The 24,364-nt window shown below is 32.7% G+C and carries 18 protein-coding genes and 1 pseudogene; 17 read left to right on the top strand and 2 right to left on the bottom strand.

The window, feature by feature from the left end; all coding sequences use genetic code 11:
• Nucleotides 1–144: 144 nt before the first annotated feature.
• The 8 genes from L1S46_RS21005 (at nt 145) to L1S46_RS21040 (ending at nt 14,380) form a co-directional block, all read left to right on the top strand.
• Complete coding sequence (locus L1S46_RS21005; RefSeq protein WP_077830696.1) at nt 145–570, top strand: MaoC family dehydratase; 426 nt, start codon at nt 145–147, stop codon at nt 568–570.
• 318 nt (nt 571–888) lie between these two features.
• Complete coding sequence (locus L1S46_RS21010; RefSeq protein WP_171781171.1) at nt 889–2,595, top strand: sigma 54-interacting transcriptional regulator; 1,707 nt, start codon at nt 889–891, stop codon at nt 2,593–2,595.
• Between the two features lie 432 nt (nt 2,596–3,027).
• Entirely contained in the window at nt 3,028–4,584 is a 1,557-nt protein-coding gene (locus tag L1S46_RS21015; protein WP_238900843.1) for an acyl CoA:acetate/3-ketoacid CoA transferase, read from the top strand.
• 188 nt (nt 4,585–4,772) lie between these two features.
• Nucleotides 4,773–6,167 (top strand): GntP family permease, encoded by a 1,395-nt coding sequence (locus L1S46_RS21020; RefSeq protein WP_077856815.1) that lies wholly within the window; start codon nt 4,773–4,775, stop codon nt 6,165–6,167.
• 1,186 nt (nt 6,168–7,353) lie between these two features.
• Nucleotides 7,354–8,229: an AraC family transcriptional regulator gene (locus L1S46_RS21025; RefSeq protein WP_012058270.1), complete on the top strand. Its 876-nt coding sequence runs from the start codon at nt 7,354–7,356 to the stop codon at nt 8,227–8,229.
• A gap of 1,145 nt (nt 8,230–9,374) precedes the next feature.
• Nucleotides 9,375–10,154, top strand: coding sequence for a class I SAM-dependent methyltransferase (locus L1S46_RS21030; protein WP_238900844.1), 780 nt, complete (start codon nt 9,375–9,377; stop codon nt 10,152–10,154).
• Between the two features lie 422 nt (nt 10,155–10,576).
• Nucleotides 10,577–13,999, top strand: a complete 3,423-nt coding sequence (locus L1S46_RS21035) for a chemotaxis protein CheB (protein ID WP_238900845.1) — start codon at nt 10,577–10,579, stop codon at nt 13,997–13,999.
• Between the two features lie 189 nt (nt 14,000–14,188).
• A complete protein-coding gene (locus L1S46_RS21040; protein WP_238900846.1) occupies nt 14,189–14,380 on the top strand; it encodes a YwbE family protein in 192 nt (63 codons plus the stop codon).
• Nucleotides 14,381–14,641: 261 nt separating this feature from the next.
• Here L1S46_RS21040 and L1S46_RS21045 read toward each other — a convergent pair whose 3' ends face one another.
• Complete coding sequence (locus L1S46_RS21045) at nt 14,642–15,223, bottom strand: TetR/AcrR family transcriptional regulator (RefSeq protein WP_238900847.1); 582 nt, start codon at nt 15,221–15,223, stop codon at nt 14,642–14,644.
• A 199-nt stretch (nt 15,224–15,422) separates the two neighbouring features.
• On the opposite strand from L1S46_RS21045, the gene L1S46_RS21050 reads away from it, so the two are divergent.
• The 5 genes from L1S46_RS21050 to L1S46_RS21065 all read left to right on the top strand — a co-directional run bounded on the left by L1S46_RS21050 (nt 15,423) and on the right by L1S46_RS21065 (nt 19,279).
• Nucleotides 15,423–15,602, top strand: a complete 180-nt coding sequence (locus tag L1S46_RS21050) for a hypothetical protein (RefSeq protein ID WP_041897881.1) — start codon at nt 15,423–15,425, stop codon at nt 15,600–15,602.
• Between the two features lie 63 nt (nt 15,603–15,665).
• Entirely contained in the window at nt 15,666–16,508 is an 843-nt protein-coding gene (locus L1S46_RS21055) for a nitroreductase family protein (protein ID WP_238900848.1), read from the top strand.
• A 301-nt stretch (nt 16,509–16,809) separates the two neighbouring features.
• Entirely contained in the window at nt 16,810–16,938 is a 129-nt protein-coding gene (locus tag L1S46_RS26425; protein WP_275299038.1) for a hypothetical protein, read from the top strand.
• Nucleotides 16,939–17,214: 276 nt separating this feature from the next.
• Complete coding sequence (locus L1S46_RS21060; protein ID WP_238900849.1) at nt 17,215–18,408, top strand: helix-turn-helix transcriptional regulator; 1,194 nt, start codon at nt 17,215–17,217, stop codon at nt 18,406–18,408.
• A gap of 139 nt (nt 18,409–18,547) precedes the next feature.
• Nucleotides 18,548–19,279 (top strand): CPBP family intramembrane glutamic endopeptidase, encoded by a 732-nt coding sequence (locus L1S46_RS21065; protein WP_238900850.1) that lies wholly within the window; start codon nt 18,548–18,550, stop codon nt 19,277–19,279.
• Between the two features lie 773 nt (nt 19,280–20,052).
• Here L1S46_RS21065 and L1S46_RS21070 read toward each other — a convergent pair.
• On the bottom strand, nt 20,053–20,604 hold the full coding sequence (locus L1S46_RS21070; RefSeq protein ID WP_238900851.1) for a TetR/AcrR family transcriptional regulator: 552 nt from the start codon (nt 20,602–20,604) through the stop codon (nt 20,053–20,055).
• A gap of 101 nt (nt 20,605–20,705) precedes the next feature.
• On the opposite strand from L1S46_RS21070, the gene L1S46_RS21075 reads away from it, so the two are divergent.
• From L1S46_RS21075 to L1S46_RS21090, 4 genes and pseudogenes are all read left to right on the top strand, one after another.
• Nucleotides 20,706–21,662, top strand: coding sequence for a 2-dehydropantoate 2-reductase N-terminal domain-containing protein (locus L1S46_RS21075; RefSeq protein WP_238900852.1), 957 nt, complete (start codon nt 20,706–20,708; stop codon nt 21,660–21,662).
• Between the two features lie 460 nt (nt 21,663–22,122).
• Nucleotides 22,123–22,356 (top strand): annotated as a pseudogene (locus tag L1S46_RS21080) (hypothetical protein); the annotation flags it as partial.
• A 236-nt stretch (nt 22,357–22,592) separates the two neighbouring features.
• The gene (locus L1S46_RS21085) at nt 22,593–23,270 is read left to right on the top strand and encodes a response regulator transcription factor (protein WP_238900853.1); all 678 of its coding nucleotides are present in this window, start codon (nt 22,593–22,595) and stop codon (nt 23,268–23,270) included.
• Nucleotide 23,271: 1 nt separating this feature from the next.
• Nucleotides 23,272–24,273 carry a HAMP domain-containing sensor histidine kinase gene (locus tag L1S46_RS21090; protein WP_238900854.1) on the top strand — a complete coding sequence of 334 codons (1,002 nt, stop codon included), beginning with the start codon at nt 23,272–23,274 and terminating at the stop codon, nt 24,271–24,273.
• Nucleotides 24,274–24,364: the final 91 nt, after the last annotated feature.

Below are 24,364 nucleotides of genomic sequence, written 5' to 3' on the forward strand. Positions count from 1 at the left end.
ATAGTTGGTGATCTTACTAAGGTAGTACCAGAATTAATAGCTCAAGTTAAAGAAATAAAGAGCGCTGAATAATATAATTTATTAATTAAAATGATTTAATCCGTAGTTAGAATGTATAGATTAAAATAATAGGAGGTTAAAATAATGCAAGGATTAAGTATTGATAAGATAAAAGTAGGAGACAAAACTTCAGTCGTAAAGACTATTGGTGAATCAGATGTATATTTATTTGCTGGAATTACTGGAGATTTAAATCCAGCACATACAAATCAAGTTACAGCAAAAGAAACAATATTTAAAGGGAGAATTGCACATGGTATATTAGTATCAGGTCTTATTTCGACATGTTTTGGTATGCAGCTTCCAGGACCAGGTACAATTTATTTATCACAAAACCTTAAATTTACTGCACCAGTTCACTTTGGAGATACAATAACAGCAGAAATAGAGGCTATAGAAGTGATTGAAGATAGAAATAGAGTAAAGTTCAAGACAGTATGTACTAATCAGGATGGAAAAGTAGTTATTGACGGCGAAGCAATGGTTATGCCACCTAAAAAAATAGCATAAATGATTAAAGAACTGAATAAATAGAATATAATAACAAAAGTCTTTTGCATTAGTTTGCTAAAAGACTTTTGTTATTGTATATATATCAAAATTTGACGATTCTTTATAATTTTTCTTAAGTGTAGTATAATAATATTCAAATATAAGATATATTTGGATTTTCATTTCTTTTAAAAACACAAATAAACACTAGTTGAAAATTTCTTTGAAAACGTATAAAAAGTTATTGTTATAAATCAATAAAGAGAGATTTATGACTGTTTAATTGCTGTTAATGAAATGAATTATTACAAAATATAATTAAATAGGGAGGTAATTATGTTTTTAGAAGAATGTTTTGAACTAATAATTCAAAATGTAAATGAAGCTTTAATAGTGATTGATAAAAAAGGAATTATATTAGTTATAAATAAAAAGGCAGAAGACATGTTTGGAATTAGTTCAGAGAGAAATCTTGGTAAATATATAGGCGAGGTGTTACCTGAAATACAAATACCAAAAATCACAAAAGCAGGAAAAGCTGAATTATCTCAGATGGTTTTTATTAATGGAAAAGAAATTATTTCAAATAGAATTCCTATAATTAAAGATGAAAGGGTAGAAGGTTCAATAGAAATATTTACTGATATTACAGATCAAAAAAAAATGCAGAATAAGATAAACCTAGATAAGGATTATATTGATGCGCTACTTACTGTAATGGATGCTTTTAATGAATGGTTTGTGGTAATAAATGAAAAAGGTATAATTACCAGTATCAGTGATGATTATAAAGAATTTTTAGGTTGCGATAATCCTATAGGAAAAAAAGTAGAGGATATAATAGAAAATACAAAGATGGGGAAGGTCTTAAAAACAGGGATTGCAGATATAGGTGGTATTCAGGAAATAAAAGGTAATAAAATGATTGCTATGCGTGTGCCTATAAAAAAAGATGGAAAGGTTATAAGTGCTGTAGGTAAAGTAGTATTTAAAGATATTAGCGATTTTCATGCTCTAAGTAAAAAGTTGCTCGACTTAGAAAAAGAGGTTGAATTTTACAAAAGCAAAATTGCTGAAAATAAAACGGCGAAGTATTCTGTAGAAAATATTATTGGACATTCTAATAAAATAAGAAAAGTAAAAGATTTAATAGGAAAAGTTGCAAATACAAATTCAAATGTTTTAATAAACGGTGAAAGTGGTACAGGCAAAGAAATGATTGCCCATTCTATTCATAATAGCAGTAAAAGATACTTAGCTCCATTTATAAAGATAAACTGTGCCTCTATTCCAGCAGAATTATTAGAATCAGAATTATTTGGTTATGAAGAAGGTGCTTTTACTGGAGCCAAAAAAGGTGGAAAAAAAGGAAAGTTTGAACTAGCAAATGGCGGGTCAATATTTTTAGATGAGATAGGTGACATGAATATAAACATGCAGGCTAAAATTTTAAGGGTAATTCAGGAAAGGGAGATTGAGAGTATCGGAGGCAGCGGAGTAAAAAGCGTTGATGTTAGAATAATTACTGCGACAAATAAAAATCTTGAGGAGCTTGTTAAAAAAGGGGAGTTTAGAGAAGATCTGTATTACAGGCTAAATGTTGTGAAAATTGTTTCACCTCCTTTAAGAGAGCGGAAGGAAGATATTCCTGCATTGGCAAATGCATTGAGAATTAAAATAGCAAAAAGATTAGATGTATATGTAGAGGGGATATCTAAAGATGCTATAGAGTGTTTAGGCAACTATGATTGGCCAGGTAACATTAGAGAACTTGAAAATGTTATTGAAAGAGCAATTAATTTGTTGGATTCCAATATAATGATAAAAACAGAACATTTGTCTGAAAGATTTACAAGTGCTAAATACAAAAGATATAGTGATAAAAATGAATACTTGAAAACCATAGTTGAAGAGGTTGAAAAGGAAGTTATTCTAGAGTGTTTAAATAGAAACAATTGGAATAAAAATAAAACAGCTCAAATATTAGGAATAAGCAGGGCGGGGTTATATAAGAAAATAGAAGAATTTAATTTAAAAGTATAATTAAGTAGGGATTTTAAAAAGTTCCTACTTAATTGTTTTTTACCCTATATTTAAAATACTTATGCAATTAGTATTCAATAAAATAGGTTACATAATATTAGTTTAAACATTGATAGAAATTTTGAGAATAGCCTATTTATAAGCTTTTATTAATTCATAAAAAAATATGTATAAAAAAAATACATGTAAAGGAAATAAACATTAACAAAGATTATATAATATTAATCTTATGGGGGAAAATCTTTAAAAGTGTACAAAAAAAACACATATTTTTCTGATTTATTTTATTTAAGAAGGTAAATAGAATTAATAGTAAACAGTTTAAAAAAATAATATTTAAAGAGTTTAGTAGATTTGGAAAAGGTTTTCGACTTTTGGAAAGAAACTTGGCATCCTAATTGCTCTATAAAAAGGTATGAGGAGGGATTATGAATGAAATCTAAATCTAAAGTTATGTCAAAAGAGCAAGCTGTCGCTTTAATAAAAAATGGAGATACTATTGCAGTGGGTGGATTTGTTGGCTGTGCTCATCCAGAAGAAATTACAGCAGAAATCGAAAAATCATTTTTGAGTAAACAGTTACCTAGAGATTTGACATTAATATATGCAGCAGGTCAAGGTGACGGGAAGGATAAGGGTTTAAATCATCTTGGTTATGAAGGGCTGCTTAAAAGAATAATAGGTGGACACTGGAATTTAACACCAAAGCTTCAAAAACTAGCTATGGAAAATAAGGTAGAAGCATACAATTTACCGCAGGGAACAATATCACAGATGTACAGAGATATTGCTGCTGGAAAACCAGGGACATTAACTCATGTTGGATTGAAAACCTTTGTAGATCCTAGAATAGAAGGTGCAAAGCTTAATAAACTTACAACAGAAGACATCGTAAGTTTAATCAACATAGATGATAAGGAATATTTGCTTTATAAAACTTTTCCTATAGATGTTACCATTTTAAAAGCAACATACGCAGATGAGGATGGATATGCAACAATGGAAAAGGAAGCACTAACACTTGATGCAACTGCAATGGCTCAAGCAGCTAAAAATTCTGGTGGAATAGTAATTCTTCAGGTTGAAAAGATAGTTGCTAAAGGATCCCTTGATCCAAGAAAAGTCAAAATTCCAGGAATATATGTTGATGCAGTAGTTGTTGGTTCTCCTGAAAATAACATGCAAACATTTGGTGAAGCATTTAACCCAGCATATTCTGGAGATGCTAGAGTGCCAGTAGATTCAATAGTACCATTAGAGATTAATGAAAGGAAAGTAATAGCAAGAAGATGTGCTATGGAGCTTGTACCTGATGCTGCAACAAATCTAGGAATTGGTATGCCGGAAGGAATAGCTATAGTTGCTAGTGAAGAAGGTATTGGAGATAAAATGACTCTAACTGTAGAGCCGGGAGGAATAGGCGGAGTACCTGCAGGTGGCTTAAACTTTGGAGCTACAACTAATCCATTATGTATAATGGACCAAGCTACTCAGTTTGATTTTTATGATGGCGGTGGTCTTGACGTAGCTTTCTTGGGATTAGCACAATGTGATAAAGTTGGTAACATAAATGTTAGTAAATTTGGTCCTAAGATTGCAGGTTGTGGTGGATTTATAAACATAACTCAAAATTCTAAAAAAGTTATATACTGCGGCACATTTACAACAGGGGGACTAAAACTAAAAATAGATGAAGGTAAGCTAACAATACTAAATGAAGGTAAGGTTGATAAGTTCGTAAATAAAGTTGAACAAATTACTTTCAGTGGTGAATACGCATCCAATATTGGACAGCCTGTACTTTATGTTACAGAAAGAGCAGTATTTAGATTATCTAAACATGGCTTAGTTCTAATAGAGATAGCACCAGGAGTAGATTTGGAGAAGGATGTATTGGCTCATATGGAATTTAAACCAATAATATCACCAGATTTAAAACTTATGGATGAAAGTATATTCAAAGCAGAACCGATGGGATTAAAAATTTAAATATTAAGTTAGTATGTTATGGACTGATAGATAAAATTAGTTATAGGGTTCTGCAATGAGAATTAAACAAAAGAATATCATTGAGTTCTAGTTAGTGAATATATTCACAATATAAATTTAATCATCCATGAGGAACCCTATATGAACATATAGGAATAAAGAAAAAATATATATGGAGGTATTATAATATGGCGGTTTTAGGAATTTTCTTAGCATTAGGACTACTAATTTTTTTAGCGTATAAGGGCTTCTCAGTTGTAGTTATGGCTCCAGTGTGCGCACTAGTAGCTGTTTTATTATCTGGAATGTCTATTTTACCAAGTTACACAGAAATATTCTTACCTAATTTAGCAAACTATCTAAAAGTTTATTTCCCATTCTTCTTATTGGGAGCTATATTCGGTAAAGCAATGGAGGAATCCGGCGCAGCAAAAGCTATTGCTAAAGCAATAGTAAACAAATTAGGTAAGGAGAGAGCAATTTTAGCAGTTGTTTTATCTTGTGCAATTCTTACTTACGGTGGCATAAGTCTTTTCGTTGTTGCTTTTGCTGTATATCCATTTGCTGCTTCTGTTTTCAAAGAAGCAGATATACCAAAGAGACTTCTCCCAGTAACTATTGCATTAGGAGCATTCACATTTACTATGGATGCTTTTCCGGGAACACCACAAATACAAAACTCAATACCAATGAAGTTCTATAACACAGACCTTTATGCGGCTCCAGTTGTTGGTATCATAGCAACAATTATCATTTTATGCGGAGGTTTGGCTTATATAGAGTGGCGTAAACGTACAGCTCAGGCAAAGGGAGAAGGATATGGTACAGGGCATAAAAACGAACCTGAATTTGATGAAAATGAAGCTTTACCAAGCTTTGGTATGTCACTATTACCGTTGGTATCTGTGCTTATAGTTACTTTAGTTCTTCAAAAAGTAGTTTTTCCAAATTGGAATATCGCATCTTGGGCAACTCAAGCACCATATAACATGGCTGAAGGCGGAATTACAGGAACAATGAATAACTGGGCACTTATTATCGGGCTTCTTGTTGGTAGTATACTTGCATGTTTATCAAATCCAAAAACTATGAAAGTTACTATACCTAAAGCTATCAACTTAGGTGCTATTGGTTCATTCTTAGCTATACTTAACACATCTTCAGAAGTTGGTTTTGGTAATGTTATCAAATCACTTCCAGCATTTAAATCTATAGCTAATGCTTTAATAGGAATTAATTCTAATGGTAGCCCGCTTCTTTCTGAAGCAGTTGCTGTAAATGTTCTTTCAGGGACAACTGGTTCAGCATCAGGCGGTATGAGTATAGTTCTTGACATGTTCGGTGAAAAATATATGGCATGGGCAGCAGCTACAGGTACAAGTCCTGAATTACTTCACCGTGTAGCTTCAATGGCTTCAGGCGGTATGGATACATTACCTCACAATGGAGCTGTTATTACACTTTTAGCAATTACAGGGTTAACTCATAAGCAAGCATACAGAGACATTTTCTTTATAACTGTATTAAAAACAGGAACATGTTTCATAATGATATTCCTTCAAAGTTTCTTACACTTTGTATAAAAATTGAAAGCAGAGAGGATTACGAATATTGTAACCGTATTTTTAAGTTTTCATAAGATCAATATAAAGAGACAATTATAAGTGATGGTGTTACAATAACAAGCATAAGAGTAGAGGCTTAATAATAAATAGTTCTATAGAGTAGTGTGAAATCTACTCTTTTTTATTGTCTAGGAAAGTATAGAATTTTTTGATTTTGAAGGCTAGTTATACCAATGGTTATAAGGATATTGGTCTGTAAAAAACGGTGTCAAGAAAGAGCGTGGCGCAGCCAATTTTGTTCTTCTCTAGTAATTTATATTCAAATTAAATATGTGGATAAGTTATGGAAAAGACAGATTAATAAAGTTATGATTTGTAAAGAGAATAAAAAGGAAAATATATTCGCCTGCCAAATTTTTCTCACATTCGTTCGAAAAGGCAGATGCGTAAAAAAATCTACACCTATGAAAAGAGTGCGGAGCACAATACGGAACTTAACCACAGTCGCCTGCGATTTTGTTCTTTTTATATAGGAGTGTTTTATTATTCTATTAGTATATAGTGTGAGAAAAAAGTCATCTCTACATTAAGTACATGGGGTAAAAAATCATACATCTCCAACGTAGGTGTATAAAAATGAAAAATTTTATTTACAAGAGCAAATTAGGATAATGAAATAGCAAAAACTTTAAATGTAGAACTATATGTCAAAAGCAGAGTTTGAAAAAATATGAATAGGAATGAGATTCTAGAAAAATATAATCTAGAGACATATATTAACACTGAATTAAGTCAGAATTATAAAGATTTAGAATCTATACTAAAGATATATTGAAAAAGATGGAGAAGAAAATCTGGATTTATTTTCTGAAATGTTTTGTGCTGATAAAAGTGATAGTATCAGTAATTTAAAGAAAGAATTAAATTGGAAAGAGTAAAATGCACAAGATGTCAAAATCAATTGATGTTATATAGAAATGAGGATATGCTTACTTATACAATATTTTGTGGAAAATGTTCACTTTTAATCGATTTTAGACATAAATCCTCATGGAGAACCTGCAGGGGGCAGTTATAAATTCATGACTAACACCTCAGAGGTCCAGAAAATTTTGTGATAAATTAACCCTACATAATTGTGCAGGAATAGTCGGATGGATAAATATGATTTCTGATATTCTATAGATGAAAGGAAGGTTACTAAATGGATTCGATAAAAAAAATGAATGAAGCATTAAATTATATTGAAGAAAATCTTGATGGTGAAATTGATTTTAAAAAAGTAGCAAGATTAGCATTTTGTTCAGAATATCATTTTCAAAGAATGTTTTCTTTTCTTGCAGGAGTTTCACTGTCTGAGTACATTCGTAGAAGACGTTTTACCTTAGCAGCTTTTGAACTTAATAATAGCAATATAAGAATAATTGACTTGGCCGTTAAGTATGGATACCAGTCAGCAGATTCATTTACAAGAGCGTTTCAAAATTTGCACGGGATAACGCCATCGGAAGCTCGATATAATGGAAAATCATTAAAATCATATCCAAGAATGACTTTTCGTTTATCAATTGAAGGAGGAAATGAAATGAACTATAAAATTGAAGAGAAAGAAGCATTTAATATAATTGGTATTAAGAAAAGAGTACCTATAATTTTTAATGGAGTAAATCCTGAAATTGCTAAGATGTGGCAAAGCTTAACTGTTGAAAATATCAATGAATTGAAAGAATTATCTAATACAGAACCAAGGGGACTAATAAGTGCATCTTTAAATTTTTCAGAAGGACGAATGGAAGAAAAAGGAGAGCTTGACCATTATATAGGTGCAGCGACTACCAAAGAGTGTCCAGATAACTTATCAAAACTTGAAGTTCCTGCTTCAACATGGGCAGTATTTGAAGCTGTAGGACCATTTCCAGATACATTGCAAAATATTTGGGGACGCATCTATTCTGAATGGTTTCCATCTTCAAACTACGAACAAAAACAAGGGCCAGAGATCTTATGGAATGAGAATAAAGATGTAACTTCACTAACTTTTAAAAGCGAAATATGGATACCGGTTATAAAAAAGTGCTAGTATAGACAAGTAAAAAAATAAAGAAGAAGCAGAAATATCACATTATTCAGAAATGAATTTTGTGGTATTTCTTTATACAGCAGATGTCAAGAAAATTACCGTTACTCAAGGAAATGTATCTTGTGGAATTTAAGGTGAGAAATGAATATAAAAATATTAAATATACAGTCTGGTAATATGTTATAACTTGTAAGCCCCACACCCCTATCAACTCCTATAAATATTATTTTTTATAACTTGTTAAGCTTTTTTAATTTAGGATAAAAAATTGGAATTTTAAATTAGGACCTCTGGGGTAATAGTAGTGAGTTTAAGAATGACTTGATATCTTATATAAATAACAATATTAAGAAAGTAAAAAAAACAATATTCAGTATGGTTATAGTACTGAATATTGTTTTTTAAAAGAGCATAACAATCTTAACTAGCACAATAAAAGATAGTTTATTATCATATAAAAATCTTTCGACTAATAATACAACAAATCACAACCTAATAATCATGTTTTGCTCCACCAAACAACATATTTACTCAACTCAATATAACCTCACGGCTATATAAAATCAATTCAACACATTGAATAATGTTAACTCGACCTTAAATAATAAGTTGGAGTACTATTATAATAGATATAAATCAACTATAATAAAACTTTTCCCCATCATATAAAATCTTATCGCCGACTAATATAACAGCCATAATATTATGACCATTATATAATCTTTGTTCGACCTATATACACCCTAACTCAAGAGCATATATAAATCTTTGCTCAACTGTTATGTTCCTTTATAATATTAATATGTGTAATTTTAGTTATAGTATACACAAAATAAAATTGTAACTTATGGAAGTGGATGAGGACTATTTTCTAGCAATATGTGAGGACTTTTTCTTTACTTTTAACTTCTATGTCAAAATCAAGAAAGATAATATTTTTAATTATTTAGTGCGATAACTCTATAGAATACTATGAGTTATTTGTGTACAATGTCATATTGCATTTCAGTATTTATAAAGAAAACTCATATTTCAACTGAAATATAGTATAATGTTTGTTAGAACAAAAGAATAACCATATATTTTGTAATTATAAATTCACAATTATTTCTACAATATATATGAAGAAAGACAGAGAGGGAAAAATGAAGATTGCAGTTACTACGACAAGAGATGCAGATGAGAGTTTAAATTATAAAGCAAAAGGTGTATCTAAAGATTTAAACATATCATATATAAAAAGAGGTAATTTTAGTATCAAGGAAACAATTTTGAAAGATGGTTTTGACTATTTATTAGTAGTTGAAAGAGATAAGATTGTTATAAAGGGAGAAGATAGTGCACTGTTTTGGCATCCAAATATGTCAGAACTTAAGGTTAAATCAATAAGGCAAGGAAATAAGGAAGCTATAATAGAGGCAACAAAATTAGAAGAAGGAAATAGTATATTGGATTGTACATTAGGTCTTGCAGGTGATTCTCTTGTCTTTTCAGCAGTTGTTGGAGAAAAGGGATATGTAGTAGGGACGGAAATTAATAAGTATATAGCTTATTTAAGTAAATGTGGATTAGAAAACTATAATGGTGTTAATGGCAAAAATATAGATAATATAAAGGTTGTTAATGAATCATATGAAGATTATATTTTAAAGCAAAGAGATAATAGTTTTGATGTAGTATATTTTGATCCTATGTTTAAAGAACCAAATAGAAAGTCAACATCAATAAATTCCTTTAGGGATTTTGCAGATCACAAAGGGTTAACAAAAAATATTTTAATGGAAGCACTTAGAGTATGTTCAAAAAGAGTTGTTATTAAAGAAAGACAAGGCTCTAATGATTTTGAAAAGCTAGGAATAGAAAAATATTATGGTGGCAAAAAAAGCGGTTCAATTATTTATGGCGTAATTGAAAAAAATATATAAATAATTTAGATATAAATGAGAAATAGGCTGACACCAAAGGGTTTGAAGGTTTTTAAGTAAATATTGAAGTGTGTTTTATGTTCCCTCAGACTATTAGGTTTGAGGGAATTTTGCTTTATGGGTCTAACATTTACACAGAACTTGGAATATTGTGCTAAGGTTTGGATTTTGCGTAATTGTGTTTTGCTGTTCCATCAATATTAAATTCAGATTCAGTACTAAAGTACTTCTGCTTTTCAGATAGAGGATAGATTAAAAAGCTGATATTTTAAAGCCGATAAATAAAGGAGGATGAAGATGAAAGTAAGTGGCATTATTAGACCTTAATACTCATATATAAGAGTGTAAAAAAAGTCGAATGTATGGTATAATTTGTATTATATAGATGATTTTTTATATAAGACCTTGACGGGGAGGACGAAATGATAGATTTAAGCAACTTTGATGAGGAACAGACTAAAATAGTTCAACCAGAATTAGATAAGAGTAGTTCAGCTACAGAAATCGGGGATTTTTATGTTGTGGGTATTGGAGCATCGGCTGGGGGACTGGAAGCACTGGAACAGTTTTTCGCAAACATGCCACCTGCCAGTAATATAGCTTTTGTAGTAATTCAGCACTTATCTCCTGAATTTAAAAGCCTTATGCCAGAAATACTATCCAGAAAAACGGAAATGGAAGTATATCAGATAAAGAATGGAATGAAAATTTCACCGGGATGTGTTTACCTGAACCCCCCAAAGTTTAATGTTAAAATATCACAGGGGCAGTTTTTACTTGAGGAACAGGACCCAATACACAAGATTAATCTCGCTATAAACACTTTTTTTGAATCACTAGCTGAAGATATAAATGAAGAATCCATAGGAATCATACTTTCAGGTACAGGAAGTGATGGTACACGGGGGGCTAGGGCAATAAAGGAAGCTGGCGGCATTGTAATAGCACAAGATATTAAGACTGCAAAATTCAACGGAATGCCTAAAAGTGTAATTGCCGCCAATATCTGCGATTTTATTTTATCTCCCTCAAGCATACCTGAAAAGTTGCTAAGATATACAAACCAATCTTCGATGATAAATGTAATAGAGGACGAAGCGGAAAAGGTTGATGAAACAACGGATATTTTATTGCAAATTTACAATATAATTAAAAATTTGCATTCCACTGATTTTAGCCTCTATAAGCAGGGGTATGTCCTTCGATGCCTTAATAGAAGGATAAGAATATGTCAAATACAAACACTAGAGGGGTATCTTTCGTACTTAAAGGAAAATCAAGAAGAGATTGAGTGTTTATACAATAGTTTATTGATAGGAGTAACAAGATTTTTTAGGGACTTCAATGCTTTTGAGCTGATAAAAAATGAAGTTATCCCTGAAATTATTGGCAAGAAGAGAGACAATGCTGTTGTCAGGGTTTGGGTGGCTGGATGTTCTACTGGGGAGGAAGCATATTCACTTGCAATATTATTTAAAGAGTATATGGATAGAATCCAAAGAAATATAAATATAAAGATTTTTGCTACAGATATTGACATTAAATCAATAGAATATGCCAGCAAGGGAGTTTATCCAGAGAGTATCTCTGAAGATGTATCACTTGAGCGTTTGAACCGTTACTTCATAAAAAAAGGGGACGGCTACCATGTTTCAAGATACCTTCGTGAAATGATTATTTTTTCAAGCCATAACGTAATAAATAATCCGCCTTTTTATAAAGTTGATCTCTTAACTTGTAGAAATCTGTTAATATATTTCCAACCTGATCTTCAAAAAAGGATCATTTCAACTTTTCAGTTTGCTCTTGAAACAAATGGATTTATGTTTTTAGGGACAAGTGAAACTACCGGAGAAATGGGTGAATATTTTTCTACCTTTGATGCAAAGTGGAAAATTTATAAAAAGAAGGATATAAAGAAGCGTCCACTCATAGACGATTTTTCCGTTATATCCACAGGTATAAAGGTAATTAAGTCAAAACCTGAAGAAGATTATTTTACTCCAGTGGAAAGGAACAAGCGAGAAATGGAAGATATCAATACAATTTTAATAGAAGAATGTCTACCACCAAGTGTGCTGGTTGATGAGAATGGTAGGCTTGTACAAATTTGTGGTGATGTGGATAAATACTTGAAGATGCCTAGGGGAATGATATGCTATGACATTCAAAAGATGGTGCCTAAGGAGCTATCAACTGCTGTTGGAACTGCAATCGGCAAGGTTAGAAAAGAGAGAAAAACTGTTGCTTATTCAAATATTAAAGTCAGGTTAGCCCGAGAAGAAAACAATATTAATCTTGTTGTTAAACCACTGTTTACAAAGAAGAGTGGTTTACTTATTCTTGTAATATTTGAAGAAATTAATAGTGTCGGCAGCCACAAAGACTATGTTGAAGATTTTGATACAGTAAGTGAATTGCATAGCCGTATAGCTGACTTAGAACAAGAGCTTCAGTATACCAAGGAGAGCCTTCAATCCTCCATAGAAGAGTTAGAGACTTCAAGCGAAGAGCTCCAATCAGCCAATGAGGAATTGTTGGTTTCAAACGAGGAAATGCATAGTACCAACGAAGAACTTCAATCCGTCAATGAAGAATTAATGGTTGTAAACACGCAATACCAGTATAAGCTACAGGAACTGGCTGATTTAAATAACGATATGACAAATTTCTTAAATAGTACAACTATAGGTACTTTGTTTTTAGATATTAACCTACGTGTAAGGAAGTTTACACCAGCTATTGCAAAGGAAATTAATCTTATAGAACAGGATATCGGCCGCCCAATTGGCCATATAGCACATAACTTTAAAAATGAGGATTTAATTGAAATATCCCGTAATGTGATGGATAACCTAATTTCAGTTGAAAAGGAAGTAAAGAGCATAAGCAATAAGTGGTACATACTAAGGTATTCTCCATTCCTTACAAATGAAAATGTTATTAAGGGTGTTGTTATCTCTCTTGTTGATATTACATCTCGGAAGGAAGCAGAAGAAAGTCAACGTAAAAGTAAAGAAAAGTTACAGGAGGCAATTTCATTAGATCAATTGAAAGCTGATTTCTTTAGCAACCTTTCCCATGAGCTTAGGACGCCGTTGAATGTTATTATGAGTACCTTGCAGCTTTTAGAAAGCCAAAGGAAAGCTATAGAGGATAAGGATGTAGCTGATAAGCAAGAGAAGTATTTTAATATCATGAAACAAAACTGTTACAGACAGTTAAGACTTGTAAATAATATGATTGATAGTACAAAAATTGATTCGGGTTTTTTTGAAATCTGTAAGCAGAATCATAATATTGTAGAGATTGTTGAAAATATTACATTGTCAGTAGCAGACTATATTGAAAACAAAGGCATAGAACTGGTATTTGATACAGATGTAGAAGAAAAGATTACAGCCTGCGACTTAGATAGCATTGAAAGAATTATACTAAATCTTTTATCAAATGCGATAAAGTTTACTGACCAGGGTGGCATTATAAATGTGGGTATAAAAGATAAGGGTGAAACTATTGAAATTTCTGTAAAGGATTCGGGTATTGGTATACCAGAAGACAAACAAAAGATTATTTTTGACCGATTTAGACAAGTAGACAAATCTCTTACTAGAAATCATGAAGGTAGCGGTATAGGATTATCACTAGTTAAATCCCTAGTTATTATGCATGAAGGTGAAATTTCAGTCCAAAGTGAATACGGTAAAGGAACAGAGTTTCTCATTGAAATACCGGTAAAAACAGTTACAGAAGAAAATACTGCAATAAAAGCAGAAATCAAACAGGAGGGCAATGTGGAAAAGATAAATATAGAGTTTGCAGATATTTATAAATTAAAAAAGTAATTACTATGTATCAACTAAAAAAATCCAGATAGATATAAATTGATGATTGTATTAAAATAAAACCTTGGTTTTGACTATTTATCATATAAATGGTGATACTCAAAAGAAAGGACTTTATGAAAGGTTTAAATAATAGTTAGTTTAGTGTACAATGGGATAAATATTAATCATAGATGAGAGGAAATTGAAATGAACGGAACAAAGAGAAGCAATATTAAAATAGGAGCAACGGTTTTAGTTGTTCAAAAGCAGGATCAACGTACAGGAAAATTGACAGAAGGAATAGTGGCGAAGATACTTACTAATTCACCAGAGCATCATCGTGGCATAAAAGTGATGCTTGAGAGCGGTATTGTGGGCAGGGTAAAAGAGATAAAGTAACAGTTATTATATTATGTAACTTATGAACAATCAATGGAAGCAGTAGGAGTAACCTGAGGAGAAATTATAAACATTGATTATAGTTGGAGCGATATAAATATTTATCATAAAGATAGTGTCATATATGAAAGTATGGATTGCTGTGAGTCAAGCATTTAAGAACTTGAGGTTTAGTATAATAAAATACAGTGAATATTATTGATAAAAACTTAATGAAATTGGCACAATAAAAATGAAAAACACTATTAGATATAGTGTTTTTCATTTTTTTAAAGTATCCATACCTGTAAAAACAAACCCAATAATCTCAGAAATTAGAAGTTCTTGAGGGATTGGTCTCTTCTGAACTTCCCATTTGTAAATTACATTATAAATAGAAGTGCTCATCATTGTTGCAACTAATTGGGCTCGTATTTGTTCATTTTCAGCTAATTCATGGTCTTTTATTAGCAATGCATAGATCGTAGAATATAGCTCACAAGATATTTTATCTCCTATTAAAGGTAAAATAGAGTCAAAACCGCACTTGCAGGTGCTTTTTACTAGATCAAAGTATTCACAAACGCAAAGAATGAGGATTCGTATAGCATTCTCATTTAGGCGCATCTCGTTCTGTAGCTTATGGGAAAAGATCTCAGAGAATTTCTCTACTATGACGGTGTCCAGTAGTGCATATTTATCTGTAAAATGTGCATAGAAGGTTGCACGGTTTATGGTGGCTGCGGTAGTAATATCCTTAACTGTAATGGAGTCAAAGCCTTTTTTAGTAACTAGTGAAATAAAAGCATTGATAATAAGATCACGGGTTCTTTTTACTCTAGGATTATTTATATTTACTGACATATTATTACCTCATTTAAAAGAATTTTAGTTAAACTCATATTGCAGATTTAGTTTTATGCAAGCAACACTTTATCAATTTTGTTGGTTGAAAAATATATAAGCTAATTTTATAATCATTATAAGCAACACGAGTTGGTTTTGCAATATGTGTAGCTATAATAATTGTTTGAAATAAATATTTATTTCTAGGGGGTTAAATATGTCAACTATAAATCCAAACTGTAAATGCATAAATAAAAGCTGTAAAAATCACGGGAATTGTAAAGCCTGTCGAGAGGCTCACAAATCACAATCATATCTTAATGAAACATATTGTCAGGCTGGTGCAGTTAAATTCATAACTAAAGGATTAATATCTAAGTTAAAGTTACATTCTTAGCATATAACTTAGCAATTCAGCTACGGACTTACTATAAAATAAAAAGGGTGGGAGTGTTGAAATATGAATTTAGATAATCCGATTTTCAAAAAGTCAATTATAGAGGTTATAAAAGCAAGAACATCGATGAGGTCATATAATGGAGTGCCTTTGGACAAAACAATTGGCGATAGCATAATAGATGTTATAAATCAGGTTAAAGCACCTTTTGGCACAAATATACGAGTTAAGCTGATAGACTCTAAAGATTCAGATTTAAAGCTTGGAACTTATGGTGTTATAAAAGGAACTTCTACCTTCATAGTCTCATCAATTTCAAAATCAGATAATGCATTAGTTGATTTAGGATATTCATTGGAAAGAGCAGTATTGTATGCAACTGGTTTAAATTTGGGTACATGTTGGTTAGGTGGGACCTTTAATAAAGGTCAATTTGCAGAGGTTATGGAGCTTAAAGATAATGAAATCCTTCCAATAATTATACCTGTAGGGTATCCCAGTGAATCAAGAAGAGGCATGGATACTTTCGTTAGGTTTATGGCAGGTTCTAAAAATAGAAAAGCCTGGTCTAAACTATTTTTTGATGTAGATTTCAATACACCTTTAAAGGAGCTTGAAAGCTTAGAGTATTTTATTCCCCTTCAAATGGTAAGGCTTGCACCTTCAGCAGCAAACAAGCAACCTTGGAGAATAATTAAAAGTTCTAATTCATACGATTTCTATTTAGAACAAAGTAAAGACTCAAAAAGTGATAGTTATAATGATATGCACAAAGTTGATATTGGCATAGCTATGTGTCATTTTGAGTTAACTTCAGCAGAATTAGGGTTAGTGGGATATTGGGAGAAACTACAACTTTCCTCTCAGGATAATAAAAAATATATTATTTCTTGGGTTAGAAAATAGGGAAGGAAATTGGCTTGACGGAGTTCAAGTCCCTAAGTTTATTTAATTATATTATTGAAAATTGAAATTATTAACTTTATAAAGTCTACATTAAACACGTTATGGTAAACCGTATTATAAATAAATGAGGTTTTTGTGTATTTTCAACAGCTCATACAGAATGCATTGTTGAATTGTATCGAAATAGATAATAACATGACCGGCTATGAGGAGGGGAGAAAAGCAACATTCGATGTTGTGATAAATAAATATGTTTTAAGAGGGCTTTAAATGGTATTGGAGCATATTTTAACAGATTAAGTTGGCAAAAAAGTCGAAAAGGATTTTTGAAGTAAATGCAAGAAAGACAGACATGGCAATCAGATTGTTGGATCAAAGAAGAGGGAAACTAACGGAAGATGCCGTACTGAAAGGAATGGATTATAAATAAAGCAGAAAGACACGGAGAAATCTGCTTTAATCAGAAAATAGGGTTTTGTGAAATTTTATGCTTTTGCTAAAAGGTACGATACTTTTAGTCAAAAGCATTTTTAATGTTTGAGGTATCGTAACAAGATACAGAATAACTCAAAGTATCGTACTACCCCATTGTATTATATTGTTGCAAGCTGGTATGATAGTAGCAGGAATAGATAATTGAATGGTACGGAGCAGCCTGCATTTACTATTTCTGAATGAAGTCATGAAGAATTAGGAGCGTACAAAGATGGGAAAAATCAATATTTCAGAAAATATTGTTAGGTTAAGGAGGGGAAAAAGGATAACGCAGGAGCAGCTTGCAGATTTTTTGGGAATTACGAAGGCTTCTGTATCGAAGTGGGAAATGAGTTATACCATGCCGGATATTCAGCTTTTGCCACGGTTGGCTGCTTATTTTGATGTTACGATTGATGAACTGATGGGTTATGAACCTCAGCTTGATGAAAAGCAAATACGTGCAATCTATGAAGAACTGGCCAGGGAATTTGTAGAAAAAGGCTTTGAATGTACATTTGATAAAAGTGAGGAACTGGTAAAAGAGTATTATACCTGCTATCCCTTTTTATTGTATATGGCTATATTATGGCAATCTCATATTTCACTTGCCCCGGATGAAGAAAGGCAGCTTGCAGCAGGTGAAAAGATTATTTCATTGTGTAATAATATTTTAGAAAACTGTCAGGATATGATTATCTGCGATAATGTGATCACAGTAAAAGAGATTACTGCGTTGATCACAGGAAAAGCAGCAGAGGTAATATCTGACCTGGAAAACGGTGTAAAAAAATCTTCTTTTCAGAATAAAGGCTACTTATTGTCTTTGGCTTATATGGAGGTTGGTAATAAAGAAGAAGCAGATACAACCTTACAGGTAGAGATGTATAAAAATATTATCATGCTGGTAAGTCATGGGATGAACTTCCTGCTTTTGCATCCGAAAGATTCAGAGCTAACTTTTGAAACAATTCATCGTTTGGATATGGTGCTTGGATGTTTTGAAATAGAAAAAGTAAATCCGAAGTTTGCATCCACATATTATCATTATGTTACTACCAGCTTATGTATTCTGTTGAAAGAATGTAAAATTAATCAGGAAAAATATAAAAGTTTGAAGACGGAAGAAATAGAGAATGAAGCCTATAAATATCTCAAAAAATTTATTCACAGTGAGCAGATTTCTATGAAGCAGGGTCTTGGACTGCGGGGGGATCGGTTTTTTACAAAATTGGAAGAGTGGGATTCAAAATCAGATATTGGAATCACAAACATCAAGAATAATCAGCAGCTTGAAAAGGATATCGTACAGATGCTGCATAATCCTATTTTTACAGAAGTGCTGGATGCTGAGCGGCTGAAAATTTATGAAGGAATGATTATGGAAAATGGGAAGCCTGCAAATAGACTGTCGCCGAAGCATTAATCTAATTAAGCGGGTGGTATGTTATGACAATCCAGACAGCCTACTCACCTCCCGTGATTTGTAGTATACCGCACGCCCTATGGGATTGATTCTAAAACAAATAATGCTCGATGGCACTTTTTTTATAACGTTTTGTGCCATGAGCGAAAAGAAAGGGATGGATATAAAGATGGACAAACAAAAGAAAGACACACGCCGCCGTGGAGGAATTATGGAAGGAGCCCGGCCTGGCTGGCCAGAGACCCTAACTGCACTGAGCCTCTATCTGATCGGCATTATTATGCTCGGTATTTGGATGTCGCAAATCCCTGACAAGCAAGCCATCTTGCGAATTAACATCGGAGGTGCAGTCAATGGTCTCGTTGGCCTAGCCGCCTTGCTCGCAGCCTGCGCCCTGCGAGTTCGCAATCTGCGCGCTTTCGGTTTCCGGGCGACCGAACGGAAATGGCTGCTTGTTGGAGTTGGCCTCGGGGTTGCTGCGTTCATTGGATGTTTTGTTATAGAGGGTGTGTATTTTCACTTCATCACCGAGCCGAACAACCAAGCGGACTTCCAGACGGCGGCGAAGGGCGGAATTTTCTCAATCTTCGTTCTAATTATCACTGGCGCCATCCTCACGCCGCTCGGCGAGGAGTTTGTATTCCGTGCTGTTATTGCCAATGCGCTGAACCGTTACGGCGCATTGGCCGGCGTGGTCGGCAGTGCTGCGATCTTCGGTATCGTTCATGGATTCAATGTCATCCTGTTCGACGCATTCATGGTCGGTATCATGAACGGTATACTGTTCCGTAAGACGGGTTCCGTCTGGCCCGGGGTCGTGGTGCATATGGTGTATAACAGCCTCAACCTTTTCTACTATTCTACGCTATAGATTTAATTTCATGAGACATCGTGGTAGAGACAAACAGCTCGGTCAAAGGGTTCGACCATGCTGCTCCAATAGATCTTGCGTTTGTCGGGTGAGTGCCGCCGTGCTTCGTCCCGTGATAGCTTCCACCAATGCTGATTATCTCAATCTGCTTAAGGAGGCAGAAGTGATGTGCGCCGTTTCTATTCTAAGAAGGATCTGTTGACCTTTGCTAGTATCGACGCACCACCTACCAGTCCGGACAATAGACGTACGCAGCCGCGGCATTTTCAAGCGAATGTAGAAAAATGTGTGATTTTATTTCGGGTTAGATATGGATCTCCTTTCTTTCACTGGAGTAATAACGTTTATATAAATAAGTTGATAGAAGTGGTTTGTATTACATGAAATAGAAAATATCGAAAAGTGTGAATCACCATGATATAACAAAAAAGTGATTTTAGCCAATGGAACAAGTTAAAGTTACGGATTATTGAAAGTATATCATGACTTTAAGGGGGGATGATTAGGTCCGATGGTCATTTTTTTTATCTCCTCAAGGCACGTTGAGAGTGTTGTCTTGATGTAATGCAAGGATATCTAAAAGCCTTATTTTACAGCGTTTCTAAGAATATAATAAAGCAGCAAGGTTGGTTAAAAAACTGACCTTGCCGCTTTTTTGTTTTATGTAGACATATCCGCTGGTATGAAGTGTGGATGATTTGTAGTTCAGTAGTTAGTGGAAACATATGAGCAGTAAAATTTGTGTATTTCGCTAGCTCGCAGGAATATGCCCATTATTTTTTAGAATAAGGCGTTATCCCATTTTTATATAGGGTATCTACTAACTTGAAAAATTCTTCTGAGGATAAATCCTTTTCTTGCTTGATCCAAAGGCGAAATAAGGAAAGGGATGTTGATATGTAAAATTCAATCAAGTATGGCTTTAAGAAATCATATTCTTGAAAGTTCAAGTCTAATCCATCAAAGGGGATTTCTCTTTTCAAGCGCTCTAAAAAATGAACACTTCCATAGTCACCCAAGAGAGCCTTGAGAACTGAGATATGCTTGCTATTCTCTATACAATTAAGTGCATTTTGGATAGAAGCCGTAGATGTTTTCATATTTGTCAATTCCTCTTTCATGTAGCTCAATAAATCACTTTCAACAGAGTCTAATAATTCGTAAATATCAGCGAAGTGTTGATAAAATGTACTACGGTTATATCCCGCTTTATTGGCAATATCTTGAACTGAGATTTTTTCAATGGGCTTTTGACTATATAATTCGCAAAAAACATCTATAAACGCTTGCCTTGTTTTTTCTGTAATTTCAGGTTGCTTTTTCATTTGATCCTCCTTTTGTAAACAAATATATCAACCAACAAATAATAAAAATCTGATGGTTGATAAAGCTGTAATAACCATTTACAATTCTATTATACAACGCGTTGTCGCATAGTCAAGAGAAAATAGTATCAATACAAGGAGTGGTTTTTATGTCAGTAAAACAAAATAGAATTTTAATTTTTGGTGCAGGTGTCATAGGGAGCATTTACGCAATGAAATTCATCGAAGCAGGGCTTGACGTTACTATGTTTGCACGTTCTAATAGATTTAAAGCATTGAAAGAAAATGGCCTACAATATAATGAAAAAGGTGTGGTTAAATCTATAAAAGTAAATGTCATTGATACGCTTGAAAATGATGATGTATATGATTTTATTTTCGTTACAGTTCGTTACGATAAATCCCAATCAGCGTTGTTAGTACTAAAAGACAATAAAAGCAAAAATATTGTTACAATGACGAGTAATTCAAGTGGATTTTCTCCGTGGCTAGATATTGCTAGCGATAGGCTTTTACCAGCCTTTCCCGGTGTTGGCGGACAGATTAAAGATGGAATATTGTATGCTCGAATTCCACCAAAGGTTTTAGTTGCTACTATGTTTGGAGAAATTAATGGTTTAGAGACAGAACGTGTAAAAAACCTCGCAAAATTATTTAAAACAGCAAAACTTCCCTATACAATTAATAAGGATATGAAATCATATCTAATAACACATTCAGTATCGGATATTGCACTGTTGGGTAGTTTATATTTTGAAAATAAGATAATTGATGAAGAAGCAGCTAGAATCAGAAAAACGGCACACAAAATAACAATCACTTTAAAAGCATATTTAAGGGCAATACAAAAGGCTGGAGTCGCTATTAACCCATCTGCATTTAAAATTGTGCTTAAATGTCCAAATTTCATTCTAGATTTTTTCTTTATGATGTGGCTTCGGACTAAAATGGTAAAGGATATGATGTTGCCGGATTATGCCAGTAGTGCAAACAACGAAATTGTGCAGCTGAATAATGATTTATTAAAATTTTTAAATCAAAATGATGTCACAATGTAAGAACGAAAAAATGGTAATTGAATGTGAAAGTTATTAAAATTGAAGAATATAGAACAGGGGTTAGGTACGCTTCGCCTTCACCAAATAATCACCGAGATTGTGATACAATGCAAAGCCACTGATTTAAGTGGATTTCAGTGTTTTATAGGAAAAACTGTGGTAGAAAATTTTAAGTTTTTAGATTAAATTTATAGAATTTTATGTTGGACATGCACACCCCTGATTCTTTTTGAGTTAGGGGTGTGCATTTTTTGTTGGGGGTAGATCTTTTTGTAGGAATAATATTTACAAAAAATATTGTTTTAAAATGCCATTAGTATTGATCCAAAGTGAAATATTTATTTTAAGAAGTTATAGGTAAGTTATAATTAAAATAAAAGATGATAAGAACGGATTGTATAAAATAGAAATGCAAATTAAGAATAAGATTCAAGTATTTGATATAAAGGAGTTGTTTCAAATGAAATGGCAAGAAGTTAGAGAAATGTATCCAAATCAATTTGTTAAATTTGAGATTGTGGAATATCATGAAGATGAGAAAACTAAATATGTTGATGAAGTTGCAATTATAAAAGCAATAAAAGACGGCAGAGAAGCTATGAAGGAATTTACAAAATGTAAAAATGGTCAACTTGTGTATAGTACAGAAAATGAAAGCATTGTTATAGAGAGAATTAAACATATTGGAATTAGAAGCAATTTCAGCCCTTCGGACTTCAGAAGCACCCTCGGGGGTATTTGTGAGGGAAGAATGACTGAACTTGTTAAAGAAAATAGAAAGGAGGATATTTCCATTATTAGATTGCAGTTGTTTTAGTTACTTTGTAGGAAACTAGAATAATTGCAATTTTTGTTTTATTACAATTTAGTCACCTAAAAATCGTATAGGCTGTTATAATAATGTTAAATCTATAAGAGAGGTGATATAACTTGAAGATTTTACTAGTTGAAGACGATAAAACTATTGCATCTGGACTAGAATATTCCTTGAAGCAGGAGGGATTTGATACAATGGTTTGTTATGATATTTCCTCAGCTAAGGGTGTTATAAAAGATAATAAATTTAATCTATGCTTATTTGACTTATCGCTGCCTGATGGAAGTGGATATGAACTATGTAAGATAGTTAGAGAAAAAGATGATACACCTGTCATATTTCTAACTGCTTGCGATGATGAAGTTAATGTAGTGATGGGACTTGATATGGGTGCAGATGATTATATAACAAAGCCTTTTCGTATCAGAGAACTTATTTCTCGCATAAGGTCTGTAATACGCAGATATGGTAAGGACAGCAGTTCAAAAGCAAGATTAGAATTAAACAATATTCGTATTAATACTCTTGATGCAAAGGTATATAAAAATGATGAAGAAATTACTTTAACAGCGCTTGAATATCGTCTATTGCTAATCTTTGCAAATAATGCAGGGCAGGTTTTATCAAGGAATCAACTCTTAGAAGGAATATGGGATGTAGCAGGAGATTTCGTAAATGATAATACGCTAACGGTTTATATAAAAAGGATAAGAGAAAAGCTAGAAGATGATCCACAAAAGCCTATAATTATAAAGACAGTCAGGGGTTTGGGATATAAGGTTGGTGATTAAAATGATAAGAAATAGAGAGGTTAGAGTATACTTTATTATTGCTTTTATAGTATCTACTATAGCAGCAACCTGTATTTTTTTCTTGAATGTTCTAGCAGGAATAATTTCTTTTATGGCTTTTGTTATCTTGTTTGTTAGTAGTTTTTGGTTTATTAAAAGAGAATATGGAGAGCTTGAGAAACTCTCTGGTTATTTGAGGCGTATTTGCAATGGAGAGTATTCGCTGGATATTAGAGATAACGAAGAGGGAGAACTAAGCATTCTTAAAAATGAGATTTATAAGGTAACTCTTATGCTTTCAAAGCAAGGGGAACTTCTTAAAAAAGAGAAAATGCAGCTTGCTGATGCCATATCGGATATATCCCACCAGCTGAAGACACCGCTTACATCTATGAGAGTTATGTCAGACTTATTAAGCGATAATGACCTAGAGGCGGAAAAAAGAATTGAATTTACTAATAATATTGAAATGCAGCTTGATCGTATGCAGTGGCTGTTAACTTCTTTACTAAAGCTATCTAAAATAGATGCTGGAACGGTGAGCTTTAAAAAGGATAGAGTAGCTGTATCAGAACTAATTAGAAAATCAACTGAGCCTCTTCTGATTCCTATAGAAATTAAGAATCAAACACTAGTGATAGAAGGCTGTAGTAATGTAAGCTTTATTGGAGACTTATACTGGACTACAGAGGCTTTAATCAACATAATAAAAAATTGCATAGAGCATACTGGAGAAGATGGAAGAATATCTATCTTCTTTGATGAAAATCCTTTGTTTACAGAAATAAAGATTTCAGATAACGGAAGTGGAATAGAAAAAGAAGATTTACCATATATTTTCAAGCGATTTTACAAGGGCAAAAATGCAGGTGAAGATAGCGTGGGAATAGGTCTTGCTATGGCTAAAACCATTGTTACAAGTCAAAATGGAGATATAAATGTAAGCAGCAGGAAAAATGAGGGGACATGTTTTATTATAAAATTTTATAAGGTAACGGTATAAAGGATAGATATTTATATCAAACAAAATTTAAAGCTCAAAAATTCATAAGTGACTAAATTGTAATAATAAAGTCACTGTAAAGTCATCTGAA

Source organism: Clostridium sp. YIM B02500 (assembly GCF_022324665.1).
Taxonomy (GTDB): Bacteria; Bacillota; Clostridia; order Clostridiales; family Clostridiaceae; genus Clostridium; species Clostridium beijerinckii.

Coding starts and splice junctions, on each gene's coding strand:
- L1S46_RS21035 (WP_238900845.1), top strand. CDS start 10,577: ATGATAGATTTAAGCAACTTTGATGAGGAACAGACTAAAATAGTTCAA.
- L1S46_RS21030 (WP_238900844.1), top strand. CDS start 9,375: ATGAAGATTGCAGTTACTACGACAAGAGATGCAGATGAGAGTTTAAAT.
- L1S46_RS21020 (WP_077856815.1), top strand. CDS start 4,773: ATGGCGGTTTTAGGAATTTTCTTAGCATTAGGACTACTAATTTTTTTA.
- L1S46_RS21060 (WP_238900849.1), top strand. CDS start 17,215: ATGGGAAAAATCAATATTTCAGAAAATATTGTTAGGTTAAGGAGGGGA.
- L1S46_RS21065 (WP_238900850.1), top strand. CDS start 18,548: ATGAGCGAAAAGAAAGGGATGGATATAAAGATGGACAAACAAAAGAAA.
- L1S46_RS21050 (WP_041897881.1), top strand. CDS start 15,423: ATGTCAACTATAAATCCAAACTGTAAATGCATAAATAAAAGCTGTAAA.
- L1S46_RS21070 (WP_238900851.1), bottom strand. CDS start 20,604: ATGAAAAAGCAACCTGAAATTACAGAAAAAACAAGGCAAGCGTTTATA.
- L1S46_RS21090 (WP_238900854.1), top strand. CDS start 23,272: ATGATAAGAAATAGAGAGGTTAGAGTATACTTTATTATTGCTTTTATA.
- L1S46_RS21040 (WP_238900846.1), top strand. CDS start 14,189: ATGAACGGAACAAAGAGAAGCAATATTAAAATAGGAGCAACGGTTTTA.
- L1S46_RS21005 (WP_077830696.1), top strand. CDS start 145: ATGCAAGGATTAAGTATTGATAAGATAAAAGTAGGAGACAAAACTTCA.
- L1S46_RS21045 (WP_238900847.1), bottom strand. CDS start 15,223: ATGTCAGTAAATATAAATAATCCTAGAGTAAAAAGAACCCGTGATCTT.
- L1S46_RS21015 (WP_238900843.1), top strand. CDS start 3,028: ATGAAATCTAAATCTAAAGTTATGTCAAAAGAGCAAGCTGTCGCTTTA.
- L1S46_RS21010 (WP_171781171.1), top strand. CDS start 889: ATGTTTTTAGAAGAATGTTTTGAACTAATAATTCAAAATGTAAATGAA.
- L1S46_RS21055 (WP_238900848.1), top strand. CDS start 15,666: ATGAATTTAGATAATCCGATTTTCAAAAAGTCAATTATAGAGGTTATA.
- L1S46_RS21025 (WP_012058270.1), top strand. CDS start 7,354: ATGGATTCGATAAAAAAAATGAATGAAGCATTAAATTATATTGAAGAA.